Source organism: Pseudooctadecabacter sp., assembly GCF_965657175.1.
GTDB lineage: Bacteria > Pseudomonadota > Alphaproteobacteria > Rhodobacterales > Rhodobacteraceae > Octadecabacter.
Map to the genome: position 1 here is coordinate 1 of NZ_CBFHNH010000028.1, position 26,526 is coordinate 26,526.

Sequence of the window (26,526 nt, forward strand, 5' to 3'; positions counted from 1 at the left end):
CCTATCGCCCCGCGCGACGGGTCGACAGTAAAAGACTGGTTTCCGACCGGATTACCCCGTCCAACCGTCTGATCTTGAACAAACATTCATCCAATGCGTCCAATGTCCCGGTCCCGATCTCAACAATCAAATCCCACGTTCCGTTGGTTGTGTGCACCGCCTGAACATCCACCATACCGGCCAAAGCGCGCATGACGCGTTCGGTCCCGCGCCCTTCGATCCCCAACATCATCAATCCGCGCACCGCGTGATCCGCCACATCGCTTCGCGTCAACACCGTGAACCCCGCGATCTCGCCATTTTGGCGCAGACGGTCCAGGCGCGCCTTGACTGTGGTCCGTGTCACGCCCAGATCCACCGCCAGCTCCGACACGGACGCGCGCCCATCGCGGCGCAGGGCCTGTACCAGCTTACCGTCCAACTCGTCCATCAAGACCGTCCACTTTGTGCAATTTCCACTCACTTTGCACAATGCGCCCCCTTTTCACGCGCCGCAACCCCGCGCAGTCTTACCGCAACGTCAAAGGAGCCTACCTCATGTCCCCCAAAACAATTCACCTGATCGGCGCACCGGTCGACAGCGGCAAAGACCGCAAGGGCTGCATCATGGGGCCAGACGCTTACCGCACCGCGCAGCTTGCTGAAACGCTGGCCGACCTCGGTCACACAGTCATCGACACCGGCAATGTGACCGCAGACGCCAATGATGTCGCGGACCATGACCACCTGATCGCCCTGCCCCAAACCGTGGGCTGGACCACGGCGCTGTACCGCGCCGCCCGCGCCACAGACAACGATGCGGTCCCGATCTTTCTGGGGGGCGACCATTCCTTGGCCTTGGGCACTGTCACGGGCATCGCCGATCGTGCCGCCGCCCAAGACCGGCCTCTCTTTGTGCTCTGGCTTGACGCGCACAGCGATTTTCACACACCCACAACCACCAGCAGCGGCAATCTGCACGGCACACCTGTGGCCTATTTCACTGGGCGGGACGGGTTTGACGCCTTCCCTGCAGTGGCCAATCCCGTGCCCACCGACAACATCTGCATGATCGGCCTGCGGTCCGTGGATCCCGCCGAACACGCAGCCCTTGCGGACACAAACATGTCGCTGGCCGATATGCGCGCCATTGATGAGGGCGGCATCCGCGCCCCACTGGCCGAATTCCTCGCCAAGGTTGAGGCCGCGGACGGCCTCCTGCACGTCTCTCTCGATGTGGATTTCCTCGATCCCGACATCGCCCCCGCTGTGGGCACCACCGTGCCCGGCGGCGCCACCCTGCGGGAGGCGCATCTGGTCATGGAAATGCTCTGCGACAGTGACCGCGTGACCTCCCTCGATCTGGTGGAACTCAACCCGTTTATGGACGAACGCGGGCGCACTGCCTCGCTCATGGTGGACCTCACCGCCTCTCTCATGGGCCGCCGCGTCTTTGACCGCCCCACCCGTTCGTTTGCCTAAAGGATAACGCTATGCTGACCCCCTCTGACAAAGCCCTCGTGCCCTTCGTATCCGTCGACAACATGATGCGTCTGGTGCACCACACTGGGCTTGAAGCGATGATCACCCGCATCGCGAACACCATCGAAGCGGATTTTCTGCGCTGGGACGCTTTTGACAAAACACCGCGCGTGGCCTCGCACTCCGACGTGGGCGTGATTGAACTGATGCCCACGTCCGACGGGGATATGTACGGGTTCAAATACGTGAACGGCCACCCCAAGAACACGGCAGAGGGTCTGCAAACCGTGACCGCCTTTGGCCTTCTGGCTGATGTGCAATCGGGCTATCCTGTGTTGCTCAGTGAAATGACCCTGCTGACCGCCCTGCGCACCGCCGCCATGTCGGCGCTGGCCGCCAAACATCTGGCGCCCGAGGGTGCGACCACCATGGCCATGGTCGGCAACGGCGCGCAGTCCGAATTCCAATGCCGCGCCTTTAAGGCGATCTGCGGGATCGACACCGTGCGCCTCTATGACATCGACCCCGCCGCCACCGCCAAATGCGCCCGCAACCTTGCGGACAGCGGCCTGACCGTGATCCCCTGCACCACCGGGCAAGAGGCGATCGAGGGCGCGCAGATCATCACCACTTGCACCGCCGACAAACAATACGCGACTATCCTTACAGACAACATGGTCGGGTCCGGCGTACACATCAACGCTATCGGCGGCGATTGCCCCGGCAAAACCGAGCTGCACAAAGACATCCTGCACCGCTCTGATATCTTCGTTGAATTCCCGCCCCAGACCCGCGTCGAAGGCGAAATTCAGGCCCTGCCTGACGATCACCCCGTCACCGAATTGCACGATGTCTTTGCAGGCCGCACAGCGGGGCGTACCTCGGACAAACAAATCACCCTCTTTGACAGCGTGGGCTTCGCCATTGAGGATTTCTCCGCCCTGCGCACGGTCCTCGACCTCATCAAGGGCACCGACATGTACGACGACCTCGACATGCTGGCCGATCCTGACGATCCCCGCGACCTCTACGGTATGCTGCAACGCTCGGCATAAAACGCCCCTCGTTCTTCTGATCCAAAAACTCTGGGGGAGGCCGCAGGCCGGGGGCAAAGCCCCACATGCGCCGCGCAGCGGCGCGGATCGGACAGGCGCAGCCTGTTCGACCTGCAAACCTTCCGTTGCACCCCATCCCTTGCCTCTGTTAGTAGTGTAACAACAAAATATAGCAGCGGGGCGAGTCACCAAGCCCGCGCGCACCGGACAGTTAAGGCATCACATGAGCGACGACACGCAAACCCCTGACGAAACAGGCGAAATGCCCCCCGAACGCACGCCGCACGACGGGCCGTCTATTTCCATCACGGCGGAGATGAAAACCTCCTACCTCGACTATGCCATGTCGGTCATCGTCAGCCGTGCGATCCCGGACCTGCGCGATGGTCTGAAACCGGTGCACCGGCGCATTCTCTATGCCATGCACGAGGTCGGAAACTCCCACGACAAACCTTACCGCAAATCCGCCCGTCCGGTGGGTGATGTGATGGGTAAATACCACCCCCACGGCGACAGCGCGATCTATGACGCTTTGGCGCGGATGGCGCAGGATTTCTCCATGTCGCTTCCGCTTTTGGATGGTCAGGGCAACTTTGGCTCCATGGACGGCGATAATCCGGCCGCCATGCGCTACACCGAAGTCCGCATGGACAAACCGGCAGCATACCTGCTGGCCGATATCGACAAAGACACCGTCGATTTCCAAGACAACTACGACGGCAAAGACCGTGAACCCACGGTCCTGCCCGCCCGTTTCCCCAACATGCTGGTCAATGGCGCAGGCGGCATTGCTGTCGGCATGGCCACCAACATTCCGCCCCACAACTTGGGCGAAGTGGTAGACGCGACGCTGGCGCTGATCGAAGACCCGGACCTCAGCTCCGAAGATCTGATCGAATATGTCCCCGGCCCCGACTTCCCCACTGGCGGGATCATGCTGGGCCGCTCTGGCGCGCGCAAAGCCTACCTTGAAGGCCGCGGCAGCGTCATCACCCGCGCCAAGACCAAGGTTGAGGAAATCCGCAAAGACCGCTGGGCGATCATCATTGAGGAAATTCCCTATCAGGTGAACAAGTCCACCATGGTCGAACGCATCGCTGAGGCCGCGCGCGACAAAAAGATCGAAGGCATCGCCCACGTTCAGGACGAATCCGACCGCAATGGTGTGCGTGTGGTCGTCGAACTCAAACGCGATGCCACGGCTGAGGTCGTATTGAACCAGCTGTTCCGTTTTACGCCCATGCAGACGTCTTTTGGCTGCAACATGTTGGCCCTGAATGGTGGTCGCCCAGAAACACTCACGCTTCGTAAGTTCCTGACATCCTTCATTGATTTCCGCGAAGACGTGGTCATCCGCCGCACAGCCTTTGAATTGCGCAAGGCCCGTGACCGTGCCCATGTGCTCTGTGGTTTGGCCGTAGCTGTCAGCAATGTGGATGAGGTCGTGGCCACGATCCGCGCCTCAGCCGACGCGCCCGCCGCCCGTGAGGCGCTGATGACCCGCGCTTGGCCTGCTGAGGAAATCCTGCCGTTTATCAAGCTGATCGATGACCCGACCCACACGGCCAACGAAGACGGTACCTATAACCTCAGCGAAATTCAGGCCCGCGCCATTCTGGAGTTGCGCCTGCAGCGTCTGACGCAGCTGGGCGTGAAAGAGGTCACCGATGAGCTGGAAGAGCTCGCCGGCAAGATCAAAGAATACCTCGCCATCCTCGCGTCGCGCGAACGGATCATGCAGATCATCCGCGATGAATTGCAGGAGTGCAAAGACCTCTTTGCTGTGCCGCGCCGCACCGAAATCGTCGACTGGTCCGGCGATATGGAAGACGAAGACCTGATCGAACGCGAAGACATGGTCGTGACTGTGACCCAAGGCGGCTACATCAAGCGCACCGCGCTGGCTGATTTCCGCGCACAAAAACGCGGCGGCAAGGGCATTTCGGGCGGCAGCCTGAAAGAAGACGACGTGGTCACGACCTTGTTCGTGGCCAACACCCACACGCAGCTGTTGTTCTTCACCACCGACGGCATGGTCTACAAGCTGAAAACATGGCGCCTGCCCCAAGGCAGCCGCACGTCCAAGGGCAAGGCCATCGTCAACATCCTGCCGATCCCAACAGGCGTGTCGATTGCGGCGATCATGCCGGTGGACCGTGACGAAAAAGACTGGAATGACCTGCAAATCATGTTCGCCACCTCGGCGGGCACCGTGCGGCGCAACCGTTTGTCCGATTTCACCAACGTCATGCGCAACGGTAAGATCGCGATGAAGTTCGAAGAGGGCGAAGATACAACGCTGATCAACGCCCGCATCTGTTCCGATGACGATGATATCATGCTGGTCACCAATTCCGGCCGCGCCATCCGCTTCCCGACAACAGACGTGCGCGTCTTCAACTCCCGTGCGTCGCAGGGTGTGCGTGGCATCAAGCTGACGGGGGATGACACCATCGTCTCCATGTCGGTGATCCGCCACTTCAATGCGGAGGCCGATGAACGCACGGCCTACCTCAAGATGCGCCGCGCCATGGCGGGTCTGGCCGACGATGCGGAGGTGGAGGACGAAGAAGCCCCCGCGGGCGATATCTCCCCCGAGCGCTATGCAGAAATGTCGGCGGCGGAAAATCTTATCCTGACGATCACCGCAGGCGGATCCGGCAAGCTAAGCAGCAGCCACGACTATCCCGTGCGCGGACGCGGCGGCATGGGTGTGACGGCCATGGACAAAGCCATGCGTGGCGGCGAAATCGTGGCCTCCTTCCCCGTCGAAATGGATGACCAGATCATGCTCGCCACCTCCAAGGGCCAATCGATCCGCGTGCCAGTTGACGGGATTTCCTTCCGGTCGCGGTCTGCGGGTGGCGTGCGGGTCTTTAACACCGGAAAGGGTGAAGAAGTTGTCAGCGTCGCATGGATCGCCGATCAGGGTGATGAGGACGACGACGCGGCGACAGACGGCGAATAAGGCGATCACCAATCTTCGCACCGGTCCTTTCCCCAACACCGGGGCAAGGGGCGGTGTTTGCTTGTCTGGGCCCCGACCGGGGCATCGGTGTCTCTGCCCTGCTACATATCCCGCAAAGGATTGAAAATCCCACAAACATCTTGAGGCCACCCCCCGCTGCCGTTACGACAACCTTTGTACTAGTTTTCATATTTCACAAAGGATCTGAGTTTTGACCTTCAAATTCATGACAATCACCCTCCCCCTAATCGCTGCTGGTTCCATGGCCGCCGCACAGGAAATGAATTACCTCTGATACGGCGGCAGCTATACCAATCTGTCGACAGGCGGCGGCGATATCGACCTGCTGTCTCTTGGTGGTGGGATCGACTATTCCAACAACGGTTTCATCTTCAACGGCAGCATCGGCTACCTTGATCTGGATGGCGAAATCGATCTGACCCAACTGTCCATGCGCGGCGGTTACCAGATCACACCAAATATCGCGGCCTATGCCGGTGTGGACTATCTTGACGCTGGTGAAAATGACATCACGATCTATAACATCGGTGCAGAATACAGCACCGGCGTCTACACAGTCGGGATCAACTTCGAAGAAGCCGACGAAGAAGGTGCTGACACCTTCACCACGATTTACGGCAGCTATCAGGTGTCGTCCGACCTCGAAGTCGCGCTGGCACTGACAGATGTCGATGGTGAGGCACAGACGACCCTCGGCGCTTTGTATGATCAAGGCGGGACCGAACTCTCCGCTGTTTACACCTCCTTCGACGGGGAAAGCATTTTTGCCATCAACGGCAATTATGACTTTGGCAACGGTTTCCGTGCTGGCGGCGGCTACGTCAATTTCGACGGGGAAGCGGACATCCTTGAAATCGGCGGTGGCTACGAAATCTCCGATGATCTGTGGGTAGACCTGTCCATCGGTCAAGCGGACATTGGCGAAGGTAGCGATATCGACATGATCGGCCTGTCCCTGTCGTTCGAAACCGGCCGCGAAACCCTGCTGATTGACCGTGCCACTACGGCGCAAGGCGAAGCATTCGGTGTGTTGGGTGAGGTTTTGAACCTCGGCCTCTAAGCCAAACACATCCTTCAGACGATTGAACCCGGCCTCATACAGAGGTCGGGTTTTTCATTTGGACGTGTCCCACCCACGGACCTGACCGCCGCGTCAAAACGGCCCTTTCCTTGCCGCGCCTCTGGCCTTATCTGGTGGGCCATGGACAACACATTGCACATCATCGGCGGCGGAATGGCCGGATCAGAGGCCGCTTGGCAGGCCGCAAATCAAGGCATTCAGGTGGTCATCCACGAAATGCGCCCGAAGGTCGAAACCTTCGCCCATCGGACGGGCCATCTCGCGGAAATGGTCTGTTCCAATTCCTTTCGGTCCGACGATGATGAACAAAACGCCGTGGGCCTTTTGCATTGGGAAATGCGGGCCGCAGGTGGCATCATCATGACCACCGCCGATCAGCACAAACTGCCCGCCGGTGGTGCCTTGGCCGTGGACCGTGACCCCTTTGCGGAAGCGGTCACAGCTGCATTAACGTCGCACCCTAACATATCGGTTTCATACGAAGAAATCGACGCGCTGCCCGATGACGGTCAGTGGATCATCGCCACCGGCCCGTTGACCTCCGGCAAATTGGCAGAGGCCATCGCCGCCGAAACAGGGTCCGAAGCCCTCGCCTTTTTCGACGCCATCGCCCCCATCGTCTATGCTGAAAGCATCGATATGACCAAGGCCTGGCGGCAATCGCGCTATGACAAGGGCGACACCGAGGAAGAACGCACTGCCTACATCAACTGCCCCATGACGAAGGACCAGTATGACGGTTTCATCGACGCCCTGCTGGACGCCGACAAAACCGAATTCAAAGAGGGTGAGACCGCAGGCTATTTCGATGGCTGCCTTCCGATTGAGGTCATGGCCGAACGGGGTCGCGAAACCCTGCGCCACGGCCCCATGAAACCGGTCGGTCTGACCAATCCCCATGACCCTGACGTGAAACCATGGGCGGTCGTGCAGCTGCGCCGCGACAACGCCTTGGGCACGCTTTACAACATCGTGGGCTTTCAGACCAAGATGAAGTATGGCGCGCAAACGGATGTTTTCAAACGCATTCCTGGCCTTCAAGACGCATCTTTCGCACGCCTTGGCGGCATCCACCGCAACACCTTTTTGAATTCGCCCACACTGTTGGACGACCAGATGCGCCTGAAATCAAAACCCAATATTCGGTTTGCAGGCCAAATCACCGGCGTCGAAGGCTACGTTGAAAGCGCCGCAATGGGTCTGTTGGCGGGGCGTTTGGCCGCCGCAGAACTGCAAGGACGCACATTGGATGCCGTCCCCCACACGACCGCCACCGGCGCTTTGGTGACACATATTACCGGCGGCGCGGACGCAAAAACCTTCCAGCCCATGAACGTCAACTTCGGTCTGTTCCCTTTGGTCGAAGGCCTCAAATCCGGCCGTCGTGGCCGTAAGGACCGCTACAAAGCCTACACCGATCGCGCCAAAGCCGATTGGCAGGCCTGGCTTGGCCAGTCAGCGCTGGACGCCGCCTGACCTCCCCGCTTAGGCTGGTGTCATGACAAACAAATCCAAAGACACAGACCTGTGGACCCCTCGGTCCACAAAAGACACGCAGAAAATCTACGCCGACTGGGCCGCCACCTATGAAGACGACGTCACGGCCCTGTCTTACGCAACGCCAGACCGTGTGGCGCAGGCCCTGATCGCCCAAGCGCCTGATTTGACGGTCCCCGTCCTTGATTTTGGCTGCGGGACCGGATTGTCCGGTGTGGCCTTGCGCAAGGCAGGATTTGAACAGGTCGATGGCACCGATATCTCACCCCAGATGCTTGAACAGGCGGCGGCGAAGACATTCGGGGACGCGCCGCTTTACCGCCGCACGTGGTTGGGACAGGTCGGGCAGATTGATGTGACCCCCGGCGATTACACAATTATCGTGGCCACCGGCGTCGTCTCCCTCGGTGCGGCCCCGCCTGAGATGTTGGACACACTGCTCATGGCCCTCGCACCGGCGGGGCTATTGGCGTTCAGCTATAACGACCCAACCTTGAAAAATGAAAGCTATGTCAATGCCTTGGAAGACATTCTTCAGTCTCAAAAGGCAGAGGTGCTCTTTCGCGAACATGGCCCCCATCTCAGCGCGCAGGTCACAGGATCTGATGTGATCGTCCTGCGCCGCCGATGAAAACCCGCTTCGCGCCGTCGCCCACCGGCCCCCTACATCTGGGACATGCCTATTCGGCCATGCTCGCCCACGAGATAGCGCAGGCCGCCCAAGGCACCTTCATGCTGCGCATCGAAGACATCGACCGATCCCGCGCGCGCCCCGTGTGGGAGGCACAAATATACGACGATCTACAGTGGTTGGGATTAGACTGGCCGACGCCTGTGATGCGTCAGTCGGATCGATCGCGCGTTTACCAAGACCGGCTTGCATGGCTATGGTCCGAAGGGCTGGCCTATGCCTGCACCTGCACCCGTCGCGATATCATGGCCGCCGTCGCCGCCCCGCAGGAAGGCGGGTTGCACATAATGGGGCCGGACGGGCTGGTTTATCCGGGCACCTGCCGCCCTGACGTCGCCAATGGGCCCCAGCCAGACAACGCTGCCCTCAGATTGGATATGGGCAAATCCCTCGACCTGATCGCCGCGGATGACTTTTCCTTTACGGAAACCGGCAGTGGCCAACCGGTTCAGACGACTTTCAGCGCAGATGACGTCCTGACCACCATCGGTGACATTGTCCTGTCCCGCCGTGACATGGGCACATCTTATCACCTGTCGGTGGTCATCGATGACGCGGCCCAGGACGTAAGCGATGTGGTGCGCGGGCGGGATTTGTTTGAGGCCACGAAAATCCACGTTGTCTTGCAAAAACTGCTCGGACTGCCGACCCCCACCTATCACCATCACAAACTGATCCGCGATGACGCCGGCAAACGCCTTGCCAAACGTGACGACGCGCGGGCGATCGCGAAATACCGCGAAGACGGCGCCAGCCCCGCGGACATCCGGTCTATGGTCGGGCTCTGACGCCCCTGCTTCATCTGGCCAGAAAAACTCCCGCCGGAGGCTCCCTCACTCCGCCAGAGGCGCCATCAGTTCGACTTCATCCCCTGTCATCACAGAGGTGTAGAAACACACACGACGGTTCGTGTGGCACGCGGCACCGGTCTGGCGGACCACGGCGAGAAGACAATCGCGGTCACAATCAATCCGCAGATCGATCAACTCTTGTGTGTGGCCCGACGTCTCCCCCTTGATCCAGAACGCCTGACGGGACCGCGACCAATAGGTGACGCGCTTGGTCTCAAGGGTTTTGGCGACCGCATCGGCGTTCATCCACGCCATCATCAGGACTTCACCTGTGTCTTCAGCTTGGGCAATGCAGGGGATCAACCCGTTGGCGTCGTATTTCAATGTGGTGGGATCAAACGCCATGACAGCTTTTCCTTTGGCCTTCGGGAATGAAATGCCTATCTATGTATCTGACACCGCAAAGGCAACGACATGACCGCTGACGCAGACCTGATCAAACTCTATTCCACCCGCATCTTGGGGCTGGCCGCCGACATTCCACACCGCACACGGCTGACGGATGCGGATGCTACGGCGAAACGTCGGTCGCCGCTGTGCGGATCAACCGTGACGGTTGATGTTCAGGTCACGGACGGCCAGATCACCGCCTTCGGGCAGGATGTAAAGGCCTGCGCGCTGGGTCAGGCCGCAGCCGCCGTTGTGGGCGACAACGTCATTGGCCGGACTGAGGCTGAGGTTCAGCAAGGCCGCGATGAACTTCTGGCGATGCTCAAATCCGGTGGTCCGGCCCCATCCGCCCCCTTCAACGGGTTGGAGGTATTGGGCCCAGCGGCGGAGTACAAAAACCGCCACGCTTCGATCATGCTGGCGTTTGAGGCCACGCTTGAGGCCATGGCAGAAGCCCGCGCCACAAAATCCGCCTGATCCCAGCCCAGCACCCCTTCCCCAAAAAGAAAAAACCGCCGCTTTCCGGGACAGTGGAAAGCGGCGGCAGATATGCGTTTCGTGTTGGGACCGGTACGAATTCGGGAAAGGCAGGATCCCTATTCAGGTCAAGACAGGCAGTGTCGGACGTTAACAGATCCTAGGTTTGGGACAGAAGATCTGGGTGTACCGCACAAAACGCGCAGGCAGTAAACAGTTAGAAAAAGCTGGGCAAAGACAGCGCCCCGAACAACATGACCATCAGGCTGACCACGCCAATTGCATCTGCGATGATTGTGTCAGAAGACCGGACGACAACGTCTTTGATCTCTTGTGCCATGGTGATGTTCCTCAGTGCTCGTGTTCTCTTTGTTGCACCTTTGTTCTCATTTGCGATTGCTTAATGCAAGAACTTTTTGAGAACAAAAGTGAACAAAATGTTCCAAAGGGCGCTAACCCACTGAAATCAAACGACTCGCTTTGTCTTGTTCCATGAGCCACAGAAGAACACGCGCCGCGCGTCCCCTGTCGGTGTCCAGTTTGGGATCATCCAGCAGCAGCTTTCGCGCATCCGATTGCGCAAGCGCCATCAGCGCGGTCTGGCGTTCCAGATCGGCAATGCGGAACCGTGGCAGGCCCGACTGGGCCGTCCCGATCACATCACCCGCCCCGCGCATGGCAAGGTCTTCTTCGGAAATCCGGAACCCGTCTTCGGTTTCGCGCATGATCTCAAGCCGCTGACGGCCGGTTTCGGACAGGGGCGCTTGATACAGCAACAGACAGGTGGACTGGGCCGCACCCCGCCCCACCCGCCCCCGCAACTGGTGCAGCTGGGCCAGCCCGAAACTCTCGGCCCGTTCGATCACCATGATGGACGCATTGGGTACGTTGACGCCGACCTCAATCACGGTGGTCGCCACAAGGACCTTGGTGTCACCAGCCACAAAGCGCGCCATGGCCGCGTCTTTGTCGGCGGGCGGCATTTGCCCATGGACCAGCCCAACCACGCCTTCGCCCAACGCCGCGCGCAGCCGTTTGAACCGTTCCTCGGCGGCGGTCATATCGCACACCTCGGATTCCTCGACCAGTGGGCAGACCCAGTAACACTGCCGCCCCTCGGCCACCGCGGCCTGAAGCCTCGCGACCACCTGATCCATCTTCGACGTCGCCACCAAAGCCGTCGTCACTGGCGTCCGTCCGGGTGGTTTTTCATCCAGAACGGACACATCCATGTCCCCATATTGGGCCAGCGCAAGGGACCTTGGAATGGGCGTCGCCGTCATGACCAAAACGTCCACGGCCTCCCCCTTGGCACCCAATTCCATCCGTTGGGCCACGCCGAAACGATGCTGTTCGTCGATGATCGCCAAACGAAGGTCCTGAAACTCCACGTCTTTTTGGAACACCGCATGGGTGCCCACAAGGATTTGGATGTCACCAGCGGCCAGCGCCGCCAGTTTGGCACGTCGCGTAGGCCCCTTGTCGCGGCCGGTCAACAGCTCCAACACCACGCCTGCCTCTTCGGCCAAGGGGCGCAACCCATCAAGGTGCTGACGTGCAAGGATTTCCGTGGGCGCCATCATGACGCCCTGCCCGCCTGCTTCAACCGCCGCAAGCAGCGCCATCAGCGCCACCAATGTCTTGCCGGACCCCACATCGCCTTGCAACAACCGGTTCATGCGGTGCGGCGCGGCCATGTCTTCCGCGATCTCGGCCACCGCACGGGTCTGTGCGCCGGTGGGCGAAAACTCCAGCGATGACAACACTTTGCGTTGCTTTGCGCCGTCGCCCCGCGTGACCCGGCCCTTGCCCCGCCGCTGCTGCGCGCGCGCTAGGGCAAGCGTCAACTGGTGGGCCAGAACCTCATCATAGGCGAGCCGTTGGCGCGCCGCCGCCGTGGGGGCAACCTCGGCCGAAGACAGGGGCCTGTGCGCCTGATGCAAGGCCTCATCCCACGTGGGCCAGCCCTGTTGGGCGTGCAAAGCAGGGTCAATCCATTCCGGCAATTCGGGCAAGGTAGACAGGACATCCTTCGTGGCCTTGAACATCGCCTTTTGCGTCAAAGACCCCGTCAGCGGGTAGACAGGTTCGAAGGGCGGAATTTGTTCGGCCTCATCCGGGGTCAGAATGTGGTCAGGATGGACCATCTGGGCGACGCTATCGAACATCTCAACCTTGCCGGACACCACCCGCCGCTGGCCAGTGGGCAGCTGTTTGCGCAGATACTCCCCATGGCTGCGGAAGAACACCAGTTGAAACGTGGTCTGCGCGTCTTCGACCATCACACGGTAGGGACGCCCCCGTTGGCTGGGCGCGTTATGGGCGCCGACAGTCACCTCAACCGTGCAAATCGCGGGCGCCTGCACCTCAAGAACCGACGCGCGGCGGCTGCGGTCCACCCCTGAATTGGGCAAGGTGAACAGCAGGTCCCGCGGTTTTTCGATATGGGCATGGGTCAAAGCCTCCGCCGATTTCGGCCCGATCCCGTCGAGGTTTTCGAGCCGCCCGAACAGCGGCCAAAGAACCTCAGGTCTGCCTGTCTCGGCACTCATGCGTCGCCAATCAGCGACAGCCAGCCGTCCTCGTCCAAGGTTTCAATGCCGAGGCTGGCCGCCTTCGTGGCCTTTGACCCCGCCCCGGGGCCTGCCACCAGAAGGTCCGTCTTGGCGCTGACGGAGCCTGAGACTTTGGCCCCCAAAGCCTCCGCCCGTGCCTTGGCCTCAGCGCGGGTCATCTTTTCCAGCGATCCGGTGAACACCACGGTTTTGCCCGCCACAGGGCTTGAGGTGTCTTGTTGTTCCGGCGGAATGATCTCCTCCAACTGGGCGATCAGACGTTTGATCGCGCCGCTTTCGTCGGGATTGGACAAAGCATCAGACAACGAAAGGGCCACGGTCGCGCCGATGCCGTCGGCATCAATCAGGTGCTGCCATGCGGCGGTGGCAACGTCCGGCACCTCAGCGGCTTGAGCGGCCGCCTTGCGCGCCTCAGACACCCGCGCGCGCCTGTTTTCGAGGGCGGCACGGGCGCGTTCCGCCTCCTCCGCTTGATCGGCGGCACGGTGCGCCAAGGCCGCAGCGCGCGCTGTCGCGACATTGAGGGCCAGATCATCCCATGTTCCGAAATGACGCGCCAAATCCTGTGCCGTCACTTCACCCACATGGCGGATACCCAAAGCAAAAATCAACCGCGCAAGACTGATCTTCCTTTTTTCATCAATGGCTTGCCAAAGGTTTTTTACACTCGTCACACCCCAGCCATCGCGGTTGGCGAGCTTGGCAAGGGCTGCATCATCGCGGGCGCGCAGCGTGAAAATATCGGCGGGTTCTTTGACGGGTAATTGATCGTCATCATAGAACGCCTCCACCTGTTTGGCGCCAAGGCCTTCGATGTCAAAGGCAGCGCGCGACACGAAATGTTTCAGCTTTTCAACGGCTTGCGCGGGGCAAATTAACCCGCCCGTACAGCGTCGGACAGCGTCACCGTCTTCGCGCACTGCAGGCGATCCGCAACGGGGACATGTGTCCGGCATCACGAAAGGCACGGCGTCATCGGGGCGTTTGGACAGATCAACGTCCGCGACCTTGGGGATGACGTCACCGGCACGGTAGACCTGCACCCAATCGCCCGCCCTAATATCCTTACCGCCTCGTATTTCTTCACCTTTGTTGCCGCGACCGGCGATGTAATCCTCATTGTGAAGGGTCGCGTTGGACACAACCACGCCACCGACGGTCACGGGCTGCAAGCGCGCCACGGGGCTGAGGGCACCGGTCCGCCCGACCTGAATGTCGATCCCCTCCAGCCGAGTCCACGCCAGTTCGGCGGGAAATTTATGGGCAATGGCCCAGCGGGGCGTGGTCGACCGAAACCCGAGCCGCGTTTGTAGCGCGAGGTCGTCGACCTTATAGACAACCCCGTCAATATCGTAACCCAAGGTGGCCCGCTGGGCCTCAATCTGACGGTAATGGGCGATCATATCGTCCGGACCCGCACAGATCTGGGTCAACGGATTGGTCTGAAATCCAAGCGCGTCCAGCCGGTCGATCGCCCCAGATTGCGTCTCCGCCAAGGGCGCAGACAGATCGCCCCAGGCATAGGCGAAGAATTTGAGAGGGCGGGATTTGGTGATCGTCGGGTCCAGTTGGCGCAATGATCCGGCCGCCGCATTGCGTGGGTTGGCAAAGGTTTTACCGCCAGCGGCCTCTTGCGCGGCATTCAGCGCATCGAAATCCGCGTGGGACATGTAAACTTCACCACGGACTTCGATAACGTCCGGTGCGCCTTGCAGTGTCTGTGGGATGTCGGCGATCGTGCGGGCGTTTTCGGTGACGTTCTCACCCGTTGCCCCATCGCCGCGCGTCGCGGCATATTGCAACAGGCCGTTTTCATAGCGCAGTGACAGGGACAAACCGTCGATTTTGGGTTCAGCCGTATAGCGGACCGCCCCCTCACCCAGCCCAAGAAATTTGCGGATAGATTGGTCGAACTCCCAGACGTCATCGTCGTCGAAGGCATTGCCCAACGACAACATCCGGACCTTGTGATTGATTTTTCCGAACCCGTCCGAGGGCGCGACCCCGACCTGTTCGCTGGGGCTGTCTTCCCGTTTGAGATCGGGAAAGCGGGCCTCGATCTTACGGTTGCGGCGTTTGAGGCGGTCATACTCCGCATCAGACAACTTAGGGGCATCAGCGCCGTGATAATCCGCGTTGGCGGTGTTCAAGACATCAGCGAGCCGCCCAAGTTCTTGAGCGGCTTCGCCTGGCGTCAGGTCTTTAACAGCGATGTCTTTCGTCACGGCAGGGTCCCTATCGCACCAATTTCAAACGATTGGGTAAGTGATAGGTCTGCGACCCCGTCAGGTCCAGAGCAGGTCAGCCGCGTGGCGGTACTTTGTACGGCCACACGACAGGTCGGGGTCAGGCCCCGACGGCCAACTTTTCGTCGTCCGCCATGCCAACAGGTTCTGGATCGCGCAGCACATAACCACGCCCCCAAACTGTTTCGATATGGTTTTCGCCATTCGCCGCTTCGCTCAACTTTTTGCGCAGCTTGCAGATGAAAACATCAATGATTTTCAATTCGGGTTCGTCCATCCCGCCATAAAGATGGTTCAAGAACATCTCTTTCGTCAGCGTCGTGCCTTTGCGCAGGCTCAACAATTCCAACATTTGATATTCCTTACCGGTCAGATGAACCGGTACGCCGTCAACTTCGACAGTCTTGGCGTCCAAATTCACTGCGATGGACCCCGTTCGGATGATGGATTGTGCATGGCCTTTGGAGCGTCGGATGATCGCATGAATCCGCGCCACAAGTTCTTCGCGGTGGAACGGTTTGGTCATGTAATCGTCAGCGCCAAAGCCAAATCCTTTCAGCTTGCTCTCGGTCCCGTCTTCGCCTGACAGGATCAGGATCGGGGTGTCGATCCGGCTAAGCCGCAGTTGGCGCAACACCTCATGGCCGTTCATATCTGGCAAATTGATGTCCAGGAGGATCAAATCGTAGTCGTAGAGTTTCGCAAGATCGATCCCTTCTTCACCAAGATCAGTCGTATATACATTCAAATTCGCATGGCTCAGCATCAGCTCGATGCTTTTGGCCGTGGAGGGATCATCTTCTACCAGCAATACGCGCATTACGCTTCTCCGCTCAATCTATGTCTATCCCGACCATAAAGTAAGAATGGTTAACCACACGTTACCGTAAAGCAGAAAGTTTACAACTCCCCCTAAAGTTGTCGATATTTCTGTACAGTTGTCGCCTTCAACGCGACCTCCCCGAAATTGCGCACAGCGGATTCCCACTCCGTCAGTTCATCCTCAGACAAGCCATACATGTCTTTCGCTTCGTCGCGGGCCAGCAGCCCACAGGCCACCGCTTTGACAACGCAGGCTTTTCTAGACGCGACCCATCGTCTGGTATCAACGGGCGGCAGATCGGCGCGTGTCATCACGGTCCCATCTGGCAGCTTGACGGACCGCGGCCCATCAATCTTTTTCAAGTACATTTTTCGAACCCTTCGGCAGTTTTCTAGGGTCCTTGTGGCGAAATGACCCTAAGAACAGGTAAAGCCGCCCCTTGAGAGTGATTACACTTTTCATATATTCCGACCGAAATCCCCGAAAGGTCATCCTATGCCCCTCGATCCGAGCCTGAATTCCCTTGGCTTTGCCAAACCGCCATCCGAAACCCGCGTGGTTGTCGCCATGTCCGGTGGCGTCGACAGCTCAGTGGTGGCGGCGATGCTGGCCGATCAGGGCTATGACGTCGTGGGTGTCACTTTACAGCTTTACGATCACGGTGCAGCCTTGGCCAAAAAGGGCGCGTGTTGTGCCGGGCGCGACATTCATGACGCGCGCCGCGTGGCGGAGGAAATGGGCTTTCCACATTACGTCCTCGACTATGAAAACACCTTCAAAGAAGCGGTGATGGATGAATTTGCGGACAGCTATCTGGCCGGTGCGACGCCCGTGCCCTGCATCCGCTGCAACGAACGGGTGAAGTTCAAGGACCTGCTGGAAACGGCCAAAGACCTCGATGCCGATTGCATGGCCACGGGGCACTACATCCAACGCATGATGGGCGATCAGGGCGCAGAACTGCACTCCGCCGCCGATCCGACCAAAGACCAAAGCTATTTCCTGTTCTCCACCACGCCAGAACAACTGGAATACTTGCGCTTCCCGCTGGGCCACCATGCCTCCAAAGAGCAAACCCGAGACCTCGCGCGCAAATACGGGCTGTCGCTGGCCGACAAACCCGACAGTCAGGACATCTGCTTTGTCCCCAACGGCAATTACGCGCAGGTCATCGAAAAGCTGCGTCCCGGTGCAGCAGAGCAGGGTGATATCGTCGATGTGGAGGGCAATGTCCTTGCCCAACACAAGGGCGTCATTCACTACACCATCGGCCAACGCCGCGGGCTTGGCATCGGCGGTCTGGCGGATCCGCTCTATGTGGTGAAACTGGATGTGGACAAACGGCACGTGATCGTGGGCCCCAAAGACATGCTCACAACCCGCACCGTCCCCGTGCGTGAAATCAACTGGCTGGGGGATGATGCCTTTGATGCGGTGCCCGAACGTCACCTGTCGGTCAAAGTGCGCTCCACCAAACCCCCTGTTGAGGCCGTGGTCCGCCCGCTGTCGCCCACCACCGCCGAAGTCGACCTTTTGACACCCGAAGAAGGCGTGTCCCCAGGTCAGGCTTGTGTGTTCTACGATTGCGAGAGCAGCCGCATCTTTGGCGGCGGCTGGATCTGGCGCGGCTATTGATGCGGCTGCGTCCGGCAACCCGTGCCGACGCCCCCGCCATCCGCCAGATCGCACGGGCGGCCTACACACAATACATCGCCGCGATCGGACGCGACCCTGCCCCCATGGTCGCAGATTTCGAAGATCAGATCGCGGATGGTACTGTCCATGTGGCCGAGGTTGATGGCCATGCGATTGGCTTCATCGTCTTCTTCGAACAGCAGGACACGATGATGCTCGAAAACGTCGCCGTCGACCCGGCTGCGGTCGGCGTGGGGATCGGCGGCGCCTTGATTGATCTGTGCGAAGATGCGGCCCGCGCGGCAGGCAAACCGTCGGTCACCCTTTATACAAACGTCGCCATGACCGAAAACCAAACGCTGTATCCGCATCTGGGATACAAAGAAACGCACCGACAAACCGACGGCGCGTTTCAAAGGGTGTATTACAAAAAATCTCTCAAAAGGTCCGATCGATAAACCATGTGTGTGATGGCGCGCGGCCTTCGTTTCTCTGGTTCAAAAATACCTAAAATCAACCGATGCATCCCGCGCCGAAGGGTGCGTATTTTATTCAGGCCATGTCCAAACACCGGATCGGATCGGCGAAGCCGATCCGATCCCTATTCAAAAAGATCACCCCGTCCGGCGACGACGTCCGCCTGTCCGCCCTGCCCGACCGCGGCCTTCTTGGCCTGCTTTGGGGGCCTCGCGGTTGAATTCGATCCACTTGCCGCCGCCGTCGTCGTTGTTGGTCAGAAAGTTTGCCGCACGAATGGCCTCCATCTCTTTACCCGCACGCGGTTTGGTCGATCCCATGCCAAACATCTGAACGAAAGCCTCGTCGTCCATCCCGTCCGGAAGGATGATACCTGCGGCCTCAATCTCTGCGCGTTTCTCGGCGATCTTCTTTGGTCCCACAGGCAGTGCCACCGGGTTCATGATCGCAGACGTCATGCCGGCCCCCATGGCCATGGGCAAAAACGCGTTGTTGATGCCGTGGCGGTTCGGCAACCCGAAGGAGATGTTGGACGCGCCACAGGTCGTATTCACGCCCAGCTCCTCGCGAAGACGACGCACCAAGGTGAACACCTGCAAACCGGCTGTCTCCATCGCCCCGATGGGCATCACCAGCGGGTCCACGACGATATCATGGGCCGGAATGCCAAAATCCGCAGCCCGCTCGACGATCTTTTTGGCCACAGCAAAGCGCACTTCCGGGTCCTCGGAAATACCCGTGTCGTCGTTGGAAATCGCCACCACGGGGACATTGTATTTCTTGACCAGCGGCAACACCAGTTCCAGCCGCTCTTCCTCACCTGTCACGGAATTGAGCAGCGGACGCCCCTCAGCGGCGGCCAGACCGTTCTCCAACGCACCCGGAACGGAGCTGTCGATGCACAGCGGCGTGTCGCAGACCGCCTGCACACGCTCGACCAGTTCTTTCATCAACGTGGGCTCAACAAAGTTGTTGTCCGCATACCGTGGGTCTTCGGCCATTTTGTTGGAGAACACCGCACCTGAGTTGATATCCAGCACCGTGGCACCCGCCATGGTCTGGGCGATGGCGTCCGCCTCAACCCGGCTGAAATCCCCGCGTTCCAGTTCTTCGTTCAAGATCTTGCGCCCGGTGGGGTTGATCCTTTCACCGATAACGCAAAACGGCTCATCAAAGCCCATCACGGCGGTCTTGGTCTTGGATTCGATAACAGTGCGGGTCATGGCGGCCTCTCGCTGGTGTGTTTTCCAAACCCTAAGCACGCCAGCGCGGCTGGGTCGGCATGCATGCGACATAGCCAGCCTCACCCGCGACGTCACTGCGGTTTGTGTTCATGAAGATGATGAGGGAGGGGTACAGTGTTCCGACGATCAATGGACTGAAAGGCTCGTCTGCAGACTTTCCGGACTTATGCAACTGCGGCTACTGCTGACGCAGCAACTGATTACAGGTGCGGCGCGTTTTCCGCTCCGCTGCAACTGGCGTCGCCAAAGCGGTCATTCAAAAATGCTACCTCCGTCCCGCGAAAGATCGCATTTTCACGGCATAAGCGTCAGAGCTTCGAGATCGGGACGAAACAACCAGCGGCTGGAGATGCGTAACGAAGGGCCATTGGCGGTGACAATTGCACCGGATGCCTCTGTTCCGTCGAAAGAGCAGGTCATTATATCGTCAAACGACTGACGTTCCGCGCGCTCACGTTAGGCCTGTTCGAGCACCTTTCGCGCCACGCGAAAGCACTCCAACGCCTGCGGCACGCCGCAGTAAATCCCGATCACATGAATGATCGCGCGGATTTCGTCCGATGTGACGCCGTTGTTGATCGCGCCTTTACAGTGAATTTCCCATTCGTGCATTTTGCCCAAGGCCCCGATCATCGACAGGTTCATCATGGATCGTGTTTTGGCGTCGATCACATCGTCGCCCCAGCCAAAACCCCAGCACCATGCTGTCATCGCCTCTTGAAACGGGCGTGTGAAATCATCGGCGGCGGCAAGGTTCTTTTCGACATATTCTGCGCCGAGCGTCGCCTTGCGCTGCTCCAACCCCTTTAAGAAAAGATCTTCGTCGAATGCACTCATATTTTAGCCTTTCAAATTGATCGCGTCACTTTCTATACGCTCATCCGAGTTTGATCGCGATGTTCTTGGTCTGCACGTAGTTCCAGAGGGCTTCGCGGCCCTTTTCGCGCCCGTAGCCCGACTTGCCGTAGCCGCCAAAAGGCGTCTCAACCCCGCCAGCATACCATTCATTGACGAAGATCTGACCGGCCCGCAACTGCCGTGCTGCCGTCGTCGCGCGGTCAAGATCGCGGGTAAAGACGCCGCCGACCAAACCATAAGGCGTGCCGTTTGCGATCCTGATGGCATCGTCGTCGGATGTGAATTTCAGAACCGACAGGACGGGGCCAAAGACCTCTTCATTCGCAATGACCATACCGGGTTCGACGTTCGTCATGATGGTGGGTTCAAGGAACGCGCCGCGGATGTTCAGCTTGCGCCCCCCCGTCGCGACCTGCGCCCCGTCATCCTGTGCCGCACGAACCATGTCGGCCGCGCGGTCGCGTTGCGCCTCGGACACCATCGCACCCATTGTCGGGCCGAATTCTGGTTGGTCGATCCCGGGCCCAACCGTTAACGACTGCGCCATGCCAACCATGCGGTCCACCAGTTCATCATGGACACTTTCGTGTACGATCACACGGCTCATCGCTGAACACACTTGTCCCGCGTTGAAATAGATGCCCCAACGCACATCGTTTTCAAAGGCCTCCAGATCCGCGTCGTCATGCACAATCGCGGCGGATTTCCCGCCGAGTTCGAGGACGCAAGGCACCACATTCTTGGCAGCAGCACTGGCAATGGCGACACCGGTTGGCACCGATCCGGTAAAGACGATCTGGTTGACCGCGGGGTGGGCGGACAAAGCCGCACCCGCCTCATGACCCAGACCGCACAGGACGTTGACCGCACCTTTCGGCAGTCCTACGGCCTCTGCGGCATGGGCGAACCACGCGTTGCTGAGGGGGGTTAATTCCGGCGTTTTGATCACACAGGCATTGCCGGTCGCCAAGGCCGCCGACAAGGATCGTGCGGTCATTTCAACGGGGTAGTTCCACGGAATGATCTGGGCCGAGACGCCGAATGGCTCATAGGTCGTGAAATCGAAATAGCTTTTGCCAAGCGGGATTGAGCGCCCCTCAACCGTTTCAGCCTGATTGCCGTAGTATTCAAAATAGCGGGCCGCGCCTTCGACCTCAATCCGCGCCTCCCAAAGCGGTTTACCCTGTTCCAGCGTAAGGACAGGGGCAATTTCGTCGATGTGATCAAGCAGAAAGCGCCCCATGGCCTGCACCATTCGGCCGCGTTCAACCGGGCGCAGATCAGCCAACGCACCCGATATATGAACCCGCTGCGCCGCCATGACTGCTCGGTCCACATCCGCAGCATCCGCAAGCGCCTGTTCCGCCAGCTTGTCGCCTGTGCCGGGGTTGATCACATCGATCCGCCCTGCGCCGCCATCCACCCAGACACCGTCGATGTAATTCTGCCAATAGGTCTTCATTTGGGTGTGATCCGATGCTGATAAAGGTGGTCGTAATGCGGTTTCATCCGGCGATGCACCCGACGCACCCGTTCCGGCGCGTCTGCAATCTCAACATAGCGGCGCACCTGCGGCGTCAGCCCAGTGGATTGCGCGAGGTTGGCATGGAACGACCCGCCATCCCACCAACTATGCGCCGACGGATCGCCGCCCGGTTCCCACGACATCGCTTCAGGCAGGAATGGAAGACCAACCGCGTCGCAAAAGGCCGCGACCATGCTGTCGGGGTCTTCTAGCAAATCGTCGCTGTCGATGACAGGCGGCGGCGTCCCGTTCAACGCGGTGAGCAGGTCAAACAGCGCGCGCTGCTCGGGAAAGCCCACCTCAAGCTCATCGAAATCGGGCCACTTGTTATACATGCTCGAAATCGTCTTGGCCGGATCGCGGATCAGGAAGGCATGGGTGAAGTGCGCCAAGAAGTCGGGCGTCCACATGTGATTGATGTAGTGCGGAAAGTCCTTCAGGAAGACCGGCCCTTGTTTGGCACGCGCCTGAATATCGTCCCAGACGCTTTCGATGGTCAAACCATGGGTCGTCTTCTCACCCTCTTTGAAGCGCGGCCATAGCGGGTCCTCTCCTTGATACCATGCCTCGCCAAAGGGTTCATGTAGGCAGTCCAGGTCGCCCCGCTGGCGCATCATCCATTCAAATGCCGTCGAGGTGGAACGCGGAATCGCCCAAAGTGCGATCATCTTATGCATGAAGTCCCTCCAGCAGCATGCTTTGCGGGGTCGTCGGTGCGATCCCCAGATCCTTCATGATCCGCCAATAAAGGGCGGTGTCATGTCCGATGACAGGCTTGCCGAGCTTGGCCTCGGTGTCCCGCGCGAGGTGGAGGGGCCGCTGCGGCAAGCCGTTTGGTCCGGACCGGAAATTGCACATCCCGTTGATGAGGTAGGCATCGGCCTTTGGCGCGTGTTCGGCGACATAGGCGAAGCTTTTGTCGAACAGCGCGCCATCGAAAATCCAGCGTTTGGCGTTGACGCTCTCCTGATCAGGAAACCAGCCCTGATCGACGAAATTTCCCGCCCACAACACATCAAACCCCGCCTCGCGCAGGAAGCCGACCGTGCCTTGCCACCATTCGGGCCAATGGTAGGCCCCATTCAGCGCGACCTTTTCGACGTTCATGGCGCGCAGCGCTTCGACCATCGCGTAGCCTGCCATGTGAAAGCGCGTCTCATATTTGTCGGACAGATCCGCGCAGTGTTGGCGGATGCCCTCAACCCCCAAGCCGCTGGCATGCACCCAGTTTGACCCGACCTGCCCGCACACATCGACACCGTTTCGTGACATGCAATGGACGAAGTCCTCCATCATCCCGAAATTCGCTTTGCGCTGGTCCAGACCGTGGGCGTAGTCTGGCACATGCAGCATCCAGCCATGCACGCCGACCGTTTCGGGGGACATGCGCAAAAAGTCTGACGGGGCCGCGTCATAGTCAAACGGCGGACAGGTAAAGCCCACCTGATGGGGGAACAGCTTTTGCTCCGGCGTCCACTTTGATGGCATCATGGCGCTGATCCTGCATGACGCGGCAGATCATCGTGGATTTCCAGCCAGCTGAGGTGTTCGGATGTGTAGCAATGCAATTGCGGGCGGTAGGCCTCTGGGTCATCAAGGCTGACACCATAAAGATGGATTTCCCCCGGCCACCGCGTGCTTTCAAAACTCATCTGACTGCCGCATGTGGGGCAAAAGCTGCGCGTTGCAATCTCGGATGAGGTGTAGCGGGACCTCTCACCGGTCCAGACCACCTGGTCCGGCGCAAAGCCCATCCACGCCACCACCGGCGCAGATGCCGCCCGGCGGCAACTTTCACAATGACACAGCGCCGTCCATTTCGGCGGTGCAGACAGGGTGTAGCGCACCCCCCCACACAGGCAGCCGCCACTTTGCCAGACCTCAGCCATCGATTGCCTCTTTCATCCAGCGTTGGAGGTGCATCACAGGATGCTCCGAATTTACGCCGCCCTTTGGGTCCACGACCAATGGGCCGGGCACATAGCCGCGCGATTTCAGGCCGCGATGCACGCTTTCCACCAGATGGATGTCCTCCTCGACCGTGGTGGCGCGATCCTGTTGCGCCAACTTGCGGACCTTCTCATCGTCAATGCCGTGGGCAGAATACCAGCCCCGCCAGACCACCACGTGATCTGCATCAATCGCCCGCCAGTGATAGGTGTTCAGCACATTGCCCGGGTAGACCTGAAAGCTGAACATCGGCCATAAAAACCAGCTTGAATATTCGTGGGAATGGGCAAAGCCCGAGTTGATGTCGTAGGTCATCTGATCCAGCGCCTGACACTCTGTTGTGTGGCGCAGGCATTTGCCTTGCGGCTGGATGTCATAGGTCTCGGGCTTGACGACCCCATTGGCAAAGGTCGGGTGATTGAGGGAGCAGTGATAGCATTCCGAGTAGTTCTCGACCGAGACTTTCCAGTTGCAGTTCTCCGCAATCTCTACCCATTCGAGCGGCTTCAATTCGGCCCAATTTGGCACCCACTCTTCCAATTCAGCCCGCGCGTTTGGAAACCAGTCTTCCATCGGGGCGGCATCCGGGTCGAGGTTCACGAAGACAAAGCCAAGAAAGGTTTCCGCCCGCACTTCGGTCAGGCAGATGCTGGATGTATCGACCCCCTCAACAGCCTTGATATTTGGCCCGCCCCGCAGCTGGCCCGTCAGCTCATAGGTCCATGCGTGATAGGGGCAGACAACAACACGGGTGGTGCCAGTTCCGCTGACCAACTGATGCGCGCGGTGCTGGCAGACGTTGTAGAACACACGGATTTTGTCGTCGCGCCCACGGATCGCAAAGAGGCTTTCGCCCGCAATTTCAAACGTTGCGTAGTCACCCGTTTTCTCAAGCTGTGATGCATGGCATCCGAACTGCCATGTCCGCGCCAGCAGGCCGCCCGTCTCCAGTTTGAACATGGCGGGGTCGGTGTAATACCGCGCGGCCAGTGATCTGATCGGTCCGCTCATGGCGCCTCCGTGTGATAGAGGCCAAGCTGGTGGCGGCGTTTGTGGAAAGTCTCAACCCGCGCGGGGATTTCGTCGCTTGCAACAGCGATCACAAAGGACAGCAGGGTTTCCAGCACGGCGATAATGCTGACGGACGACGGACAGAACTGTGGTGTCTCTACGGCCACCACAAAGCCGTGATCCGCCATGCGAATGATGGGACTCGCCGGGCTGTCGTACAGCGCGACAATCACCATGCCCTGTTCGCGGGCAATTCTGACCGCCTCTACCACTTCTGTTCGGTATGGTTTGCAGGTGATCGCAACCAGAATGTCCCGTCCGTCTGCCCAAGCCAGATCGTCCACGGGCGTGGACCCTGGACGCGGAATGGCATGAAATTCGGTCATCCCAGTTGAGGCCAGATAGGTGAAATTCCGCGCGACGGAGTTGTTGACACCCACGCCCAGCGTGAAAACCCGCCGCGCATTCCAGATAGCCTCGGCCGCCGTTTTCATTTTTTCGGTTGAGATGCTTGCAAATGTCTCTTCGATATTCGCCATCACTTCGCGGACCATGTCGGCGTAAAGCCCACCAAGTTCGCCGGACTTGGAAACGTCCTGCAGCCAGCGCACGCGGTCGGGAAAATCTGCCGCCCCTTTTCGAATGGCGTCCCGAAAAGGCGCGCGGAAATCCTCGTACCCCTCAAAGCCCACCTGCCGCGCCATGCGCACCACGGTGTTCGGCTTCACGTTCGCGGCTTCGGCAATTTCGCGCACTGTGGACACCCCCACATCGCGCGGGTTTTCCAGCACGTAGGTGGCAGCCTTGCGCGCCTCTGGCGTCAGGGCTGACAGCTCACCAGCCAGCCGCTCCAGAATCGTTAATGATACATTTGTCCCATTCATGATTGACGATGGTACTTTTGTCCGATTAGCCTGTCGAGTGAAAAAGCGACTCATCAAAGGATATTCCATTGGCGCATTCATTTCCCAGCCACGCGCGCGTAGTCATTGTCGGTGGCGGTGTCATGGGCGTCGGCCTTGCGTATCACCTTGGTCACGAAGGCTGGGGCGATGGCACAGTTCTGTTGGAAAAAGCCGAACTCACCTCGGGCAGCACCTGGCATGCGGCGGGCCAGATCACCCATTCAACCTCCAGTTTCGGGTTGGGCAAATGCGTCGACTACAACATCGGGCTCTACTCTGGCGGGTTGGAGGCCGAAACCGGCCAGCCCGTCACGTGGCACGGCTGTGGGTCCTTCCGGCTGGCCTATACCGAGGACGAGATGGACTGGCTTCGCCACACTCTGTCCGTCGGGCGGTCGCTGGGGTTCAATATTGAACTGGTGGGGCCGGAGAAAGTCGCGGAGCTTCACCCCTTCTATAACCTCGACGGCGTTCTGGGCGCGCTGCACACCCCCGATGACGGACATGTTGATCCGACAAATGTAACCATGGCCTTGGCCGCCGGCGCACGGCAAAAAGGCGTGCAGATCATCCGGCAGTGCCGCGCCACCAACATCACGCAGTTGCCCTCCGGTGAATGGCAGGTGGAAACCGACAAAGGCACAATCACCTGCGAACATGTGGTCAACGCAGGCGGCACCTATGCGCGCCAAATGGGCGAATGGTCCGGCCTGCAACTGCCGATGACATCGATGACACACCACTATTTTGTCACCGAACCCGTGCCGGAGTTCGAGGCGCTGGA

The 26,526-nt window shown here is 59.5% G+C and carries 27 protein-coding genes; 11 read left to right on the forward strand and 16 right to left on the reverse strand.

Translation table 11 applies throughout. From position 1 onward, the window contains the following. Position 1: 1 nt before the first annotated feature. On the reverse strand, positions 2–430 hold the full coding sequence (locus ACTG36_RS15770; protein ID WP_375282040.1) for an Lrp/AsnC family transcriptional regulator: 429 nt from the start codon (positions 428–430) through the stop codon (positions 2–4). 107 nt (positions 431–537) lie between these two features. Here ACTG36_RS15770 and rocF point away from each other — a divergent pair, with 107 nt between their 5' ends. From rocF to gyrA, 3 genes are all read left to right on the forward strand, one after another. After that, positions 538–1,461 carry an arginase gene (gene rocF / locus ACTG36_RS15775; RefSeq protein WP_375282039.1) on the forward strand — a complete coding sequence of 308 codons (924 nt, stop codon included), beginning with the start codon at positions 538–540 and terminating at the stop codon, positions 1,459–1,461. 11 nt (positions 1,462–1,472) lie between these two features. Then, positions 1,473–2,516, forward strand: a complete 1,044-nt coding sequence (locus ACTG36_RS15780; protein WP_439142892.1) for an ornithine cyclodeaminase — start codon at positions 1,473–1,475, stop codon at positions 2,514–2,516. A 223-nt stretch (positions 2,517–2,739) separates the two neighbouring features. Beyond that, on the forward strand, positions 2,740–5,484 hold the full coding sequence (gene gyrA, locus ACTG36_RS15785) for a DNA gyrase subunit A (RefSeq protein WP_439142894.1): 2,745 nt from the start codon (positions 2,740–2,742) through the stop codon (positions 5,482–5,484). A 244-nt stretch (positions 5,485–5,728) separates the two neighbouring features. On the opposite strand, the gene ACTG36_RS15790 is transcribed toward gyrA, so the two are convergent. Further along, positions 5,729–5,929, reverse strand: a complete 201-nt coding sequence (locus ACTG36_RS15790; protein ID WP_375282361.1) for a hypothetical protein — start codon at positions 5,927–5,929, stop codon at positions 5,729–5,731. Between ACTG36_RS15790 and ACTG36_RS15795 the strand changes: the two genes are divergently transcribed. The 4 genes from ACTG36_RS15795 to gluQRS all read left to right on the forward strand — a co-directional run bounded on the left by ACTG36_RS15795 (position 5,873) and on the right by gluQRS (position 9,562). Continuing rightward, the gene (locus ACTG36_RS15795) at positions 5,873–6,565 is read left to right on the forward strand and encodes a hypothetical protein (RefSeq protein WP_439142914.1); all 693 of its coding nucleotides are present in this window, start codon (positions 5,873–5,875) and stop codon (positions 6,563–6,565) included. The two genes, ACTG36_RS15790 and ACTG36_RS15795, sit on opposite strands and share 57 nt — an antisense overlap. A 141-nt stretch (positions 6,566–6,706) precedes the next feature. Beyond that, positions 6,707–8,062, forward strand: a complete 1,356-nt coding sequence (trmFO, locus tag ACTG36_RS15800; RefSeq protein ID WP_439142896.1) for a methylenetetrahydrofolate--tRNA-(uracil(54)-C(5))-methyltransferase (FADH(2)-oxidizing) TrmFO — start codon at positions 6,707–6,709, stop codon at positions 8,060–8,062. A gap of 22 nt (positions 8,063–8,084) precedes the next feature. Continuing rightward, positions 8,085–8,714, forward strand: a complete 630-nt coding sequence (locus ACTG36_RS15805; protein WP_375282345.1) for a class I SAM-dependent DNA methyltransferase — start codon at positions 8,085–8,087, stop codon at positions 8,712–8,714. Then, positions 8,711–9,562, forward strand: a complete 852-nt coding sequence (gluQRS, locus tag ACTG36_RS15810; RefSeq protein ID WP_375282344.1) for a tRNA glutamyl-Q(34) synthetase GluQRS — start codon at positions 8,711–8,713, stop codon at positions 9,560–9,562. Before ACTG36_RS15805 ends, gluQRS begins: the two co-directional genes overlap by 4 nt. A gap of 45 nt (positions 9,563–9,607) precedes the next feature. On the opposite strand, the gene hisI is transcribed toward gluQRS, so the two are convergent. Next, positions 9,608–9,970 carry a phosphoribosyl-AMP cyclohydrolase gene (gene hisI, locus ACTG36_RS15815; protein WP_375282343.1) on the reverse strand — a complete coding sequence of 121 codons (363 nt, stop codon included), beginning with the start codon at positions 9,968–9,970 and terminating at the stop codon, positions 9,608–9,610. Positions 9,971–10,039: 69 nt separating this feature from the next. On the opposite strand from hisI, the gene ACTG36_RS15820 reads away from it, so the two are divergent. Further along, complete coding sequence (locus tag ACTG36_RS15820) at positions 10,040–10,492, forward strand: iron-sulfur cluster assembly scaffold protein (protein ID WP_375282342.1); 453 nt, start codon at positions 10,040–10,042, stop codon at positions 10,490–10,492. A gap of 217 nt (positions 10,493–10,709) precedes the next feature. Here ACTG36_RS15820 and ACTG36_RS15825 read toward each other — a convergent pair whose 3' ends face one another. The 5 genes from ACTG36_RS15825 to sciP all read right to left on the reverse strand — a co-directional run bounded on the left by ACTG36_RS15825 (position 10,710) and on the right by sciP (position 16,505). After that, entirely contained in the window at positions 10,710–10,832 is a 123-nt protein-coding gene (locus ACTG36_RS15825; RefSeq protein WP_375282351.1) for a hypothetical protein, read from the reverse strand. Positions 10,833–10,944: 112 nt separating this feature from the next. Continuing rightward, positions 10,945–13,044 carry an ATP-dependent DNA helicase RecG gene (recG, locus tag ACTG36_RS15830; RefSeq protein ID WP_439142900.1) on the reverse strand — a complete coding sequence of 700 codons (2,100 nt, stop codon included), beginning with the start codon at positions 13,042–13,044 and terminating at the stop codon, positions 10,945–10,947. Beyond that, positions 13,041–15,293: an NAD-dependent DNA ligase LigA gene (gene ligA / locus ACTG36_RS15835; RefSeq protein WP_439142902.1), complete on the reverse strand. Its 2,253-nt coding sequence runs from the start codon at positions 15,291–15,293 to the stop codon at positions 13,041–13,043. The genes recG and ligA overlap by 4 nt, the downstream gene beginning before the upstream one ends. Positions 15,294–15,414: 121 nt before the next feature. Then, positions 15,415–16,134 (reverse strand): response regulator transcription factor CtrA, encoded by a 720-nt coding sequence (gene ctrA, locus ACTG36_RS15840; RefSeq protein WP_439142904.1) that lies wholly within the window; start codon positions 16,132–16,134, stop codon positions 15,415–15,417. A gap of 92 nt (positions 16,135–16,226) precedes the next feature. Further along, positions 16,227–16,505, reverse strand: a complete 279-nt coding sequence (sciP, locus tag ACTG36_RS15845) for a CtrA inhibitor SciP (RefSeq protein WP_375282212.1) — start codon at positions 16,503–16,505, stop codon at positions 16,227–16,229. A gap of 127 nt (positions 16,506–16,632) precedes the next feature. On the opposite strand from sciP, the gene mnmA reads away from it, so the two are divergent. Further along, the gene (gene mnmA / locus ACTG36_RS15850; RefSeq protein WP_375282211.1) at positions 16,633–17,772 is read left to right on the forward strand and encodes a tRNA 2-thiouridine(34) synthase MnmA; all 1,140 of its coding nucleotides are present in this window, start codon (positions 16,633–16,635) and stop codon (positions 17,770–17,772) included. Next, entirely contained in the window at positions 17,772–18,230 is a 459-nt protein-coding gene (locus ACTG36_RS15855) for a GNAT family N-acetyltransferase (protein ID WP_375282210.1), read from the forward strand. The genes mnmA and ACTG36_RS15855 overlap by 1 nt, the downstream gene beginning before the upstream one ends. A gap of 156 nt (positions 18,231–18,386) precedes the next feature. Here the strand turns inward: ACTG36_RS15855 and ACTG36_RS15860 are convergent, their stop codons facing one another. The 8 genes from ACTG36_RS15860 to ACTG36_RS15895 form a co-directional block, all read right to left on the reverse strand. Then, a complete protein-coding gene (locus tag ACTG36_RS15860) occupies positions 18,387–19,472 on the reverse strand; it encodes a methyltetrahydrofolate cobalamin methyltransferase (protein WP_439142907.1) in 1,086 nt (361 codons plus the stop codon). Between the two features lie 477 nt (positions 19,473–19,949). Then, positions 19,950–20,330, reverse strand: coding sequence for a carboxymuconolactone decarboxylase family protein (locus ACTG36_RS15865; RefSeq protein ID WP_375282208.1), 381 nt, complete (start codon positions 20,328–20,330; stop codon positions 19,950–19,952). 40 nt (positions 20,331–20,370) lie between these two features. Beyond that, positions 20,371–21,813, reverse strand: coding sequence for an aldehyde dehydrogenase family protein (locus ACTG36_RS15870; RefSeq protein WP_375282207.1), 1,443 nt, complete (start codon positions 21,811–21,813; stop codon positions 20,371–20,373). Continuing rightward, positions 21,810–22,553 (reverse strand): sulfotransferase family protein, encoded by a 744-nt coding sequence (locus ACTG36_RS15875; protein ID WP_375282206.1) that lies wholly within the window; start codon positions 22,551–22,553, stop codon positions 21,810–21,812. Before ACTG36_RS15875 ends, ACTG36_RS15870 begins: the two co-directional genes overlap by 4 nt. Continuing rightward, complete coding sequence (locus tag ACTG36_RS15880) at positions 22,546–23,367, reverse strand: hypothetical protein (RefSeq protein ID WP_375282205.1); 822 nt, start codon at positions 23,365–23,367, stop codon at positions 22,546–22,548. The genes ACTG36_RS15875 and ACTG36_RS15880 overlap by 8 nt, the downstream gene beginning before the upstream one ends. Then, on the reverse strand, positions 23,364–23,765 hold the full coding sequence (locus ACTG36_RS15885; RefSeq protein ID WP_375282204.1) for a GFA family protein: 402 nt from the start codon (positions 23,763–23,765) through the stop codon (positions 23,364–23,366). The genes ACTG36_RS15880 and ACTG36_RS15885 overlap by 4 nt, the downstream gene beginning before the upstream one ends. After that, positions 23,758–24,837: an aromatic ring-hydroxylating oxygenase subunit alpha gene (locus tag ACTG36_RS15890; RefSeq protein ID WP_439142911.1), complete on the reverse strand. Its 1,080-nt coding sequence runs from the start codon at positions 24,835–24,837 to the stop codon at positions 23,758–23,760. The genes ACTG36_RS15885 and ACTG36_RS15890 overlap by 8 nt, the downstream gene beginning before the upstream one ends. Further along, positions 24,834–25,721: a MurR/RpiR family transcriptional regulator gene (locus tag ACTG36_RS15895; protein ID WP_439142913.1), complete on the reverse strand. Its 888-nt coding sequence runs from the start codon at positions 25,719–25,721 to the stop codon at positions 24,834–24,836. The genes ACTG36_RS15890 and ACTG36_RS15895 overlap by 4 nt, the downstream gene beginning before the upstream one ends. A gap of 122 nt (positions 25,722–25,843) precedes the next feature. Here ACTG36_RS15895 and ACTG36_RS15900 point away from each other — a divergent pair. After that, a partial coding sequence (locus tag ACTG36_RS15900; RefSeq protein WP_439142916.1) for an NAD(P)/FAD-dependent oxidoreductase occupies positions 25,844–26,526 on the forward strand: 683 nt, incomplete at its 3' end.

Bases quoted from the DNA above. Each gene is read 5' to 3' on its own strand.
- rocF (WP_375282039.1), top strand. From the start codon at position 538: ATGTCCCCCAAAACAATTCACCTGATCGGCGCACCGGTCGACAGCGGC.
- ACTG36_RS15825 (WP_375282351.1), bottom strand. From the start codon at position 10,832: ATGGCACAAGAGATCAAAGACGTTGTCGTCCGGTCTTCTGACACAATC.
- ACTG36_RS15895 (WP_439142913.1), bottom strand. From the start codon at position 25,721: ATGAATGGGACAAATGTATCATTAACGATTCTGGAGCGGCTGGCTGGT.
- ACTG36_RS15890 (WP_439142911.1), bottom strand. From the start codon at position 24,837: ATGAGCGGACCGATCAGATCACTGGCCGCGCGGTATTACACCGACCCC.
- mnmA (WP_375282211.1), top strand. From the start codon at position 16,633: ATGCCCCTCGATCCGAGCCTGAATTCCCTTGGCTTTGCCAAACCGCCA.
- ctrA (WP_439142904.1), bottom strand. From the start codon at position 16,134: ATGCGCGTATTGCTGGTAGAAGATGATCCCTCCACGGCCAAAAGCATC.
- recG (WP_439142900.1), bottom strand. From the start codon at position 13,044: ATGAGTGCCGAGACAGGCAGACCTGAGGTTCTTTGGCCGCTGTTCGGG.
- ACTG36_RS15780 (WP_439142892.1), top strand. From the start codon at position 1,473: ATGCTGACCCCCTCTGACAAAGCCCTCGTGCCCTTCGTATCCGTCGAC.
- ACTG36_RS15875 (WP_375282206.1), bottom strand. From the start codon at position 22,553: ATGCATAAGATGATCGCACTTTGGGCGATTCCGCGTTCCACCTCGACG.
- ACTG36_RS15880 (WP_375282205.1), bottom strand. From the start codon at position 23,367: ATGATGCCATCAAAGTGGACGCCGGAGCAAAAGCTGTTCCCCCATCAG.
- ACTG36_RS15870 (WP_375282207.1), bottom strand. From the start codon at position 21,813: ATGAAGACCTATTGGCAGAATTACATCGACGGTGTCTGGGTGGATGGC.
- ACTG36_RS15860 (WP_439142907.1), bottom strand. From the start codon at position 19,472: ATGACCCGCACTGTTATCGAATCCAAGACCAAGACCGCCGTGATGGGC.
- gyrA (WP_439142894.1), top strand. From the start codon at position 2,740: ATGAGCGACGACACGCAAACCCCTGACGAAACAGGCGAAATGCCCCCC.
- ACTG36_RS15770 (WP_375282040.1), bottom strand. From the start codon at position 430: ATGGACGAGTTGGACGGTAAGCTGGTACAGGCCCTGCGCCGCGATGGG.
- sciP (WP_375282212.1), bottom strand. From the start codon at position 16,505: ATGTACTTGAAAAAGATTGATGGGCCGCGGTCCGTCAAGCTGCCAGAT.
- ACTG36_RS15855 (WP_375282210.1), top strand. From the start codon at position 17,772: ATGCGGCTGCGTCCGGCAACCCGTGCCGACGCCCCCGCCATCCGCCAG.
- trmFO (WP_439142896.1), top strand. From the start codon at position 6,707: ATGGACAACACATTGCACATCATCGGCGGCGGAATGGCCGGATCAGAG.
- ACTG36_RS15885 (WP_375282204.1), bottom strand. From the start codon at position 23,765: ATGGCTGAGGTCTGGCAAAGTGGCGGCTGCCTGTGTGGGGGGGTGCGC.
- hisI (WP_375282343.1), bottom strand. From the start codon at position 9,970: ATGGCGTTTGATCCCACCACATTGAAATACGACGCCAACGGGTTGATC.
- ACTG36_RS15820 (WP_375282342.1), top strand. From the start codon at position 10,040: ATGACCGCTGACGCAGACCTGATCAAACTCTATTCCACCCGCATCTTG.
- ACTG36_RS15865 (WP_375282208.1), bottom strand. From the start codon at position 20,330: ATGAGTGCATTCGACGAAGATCTTTTCTTAAAGGGGTTGGAGCAGCGC.
- ACTG36_RS15805 (WP_375282345.1), top strand. From the start codon at position 8,085: ATGACAAACAAATCCAAAGACACAGACCTGTGGACCCCTCGGTCCACA.
- gluQRS (WP_375282344.1), top strand. From the start codon at position 8,711: ATGAAAACCCGCTTCGCGCCGTCGCCCACCGGCCCCCTACATCTGGGA.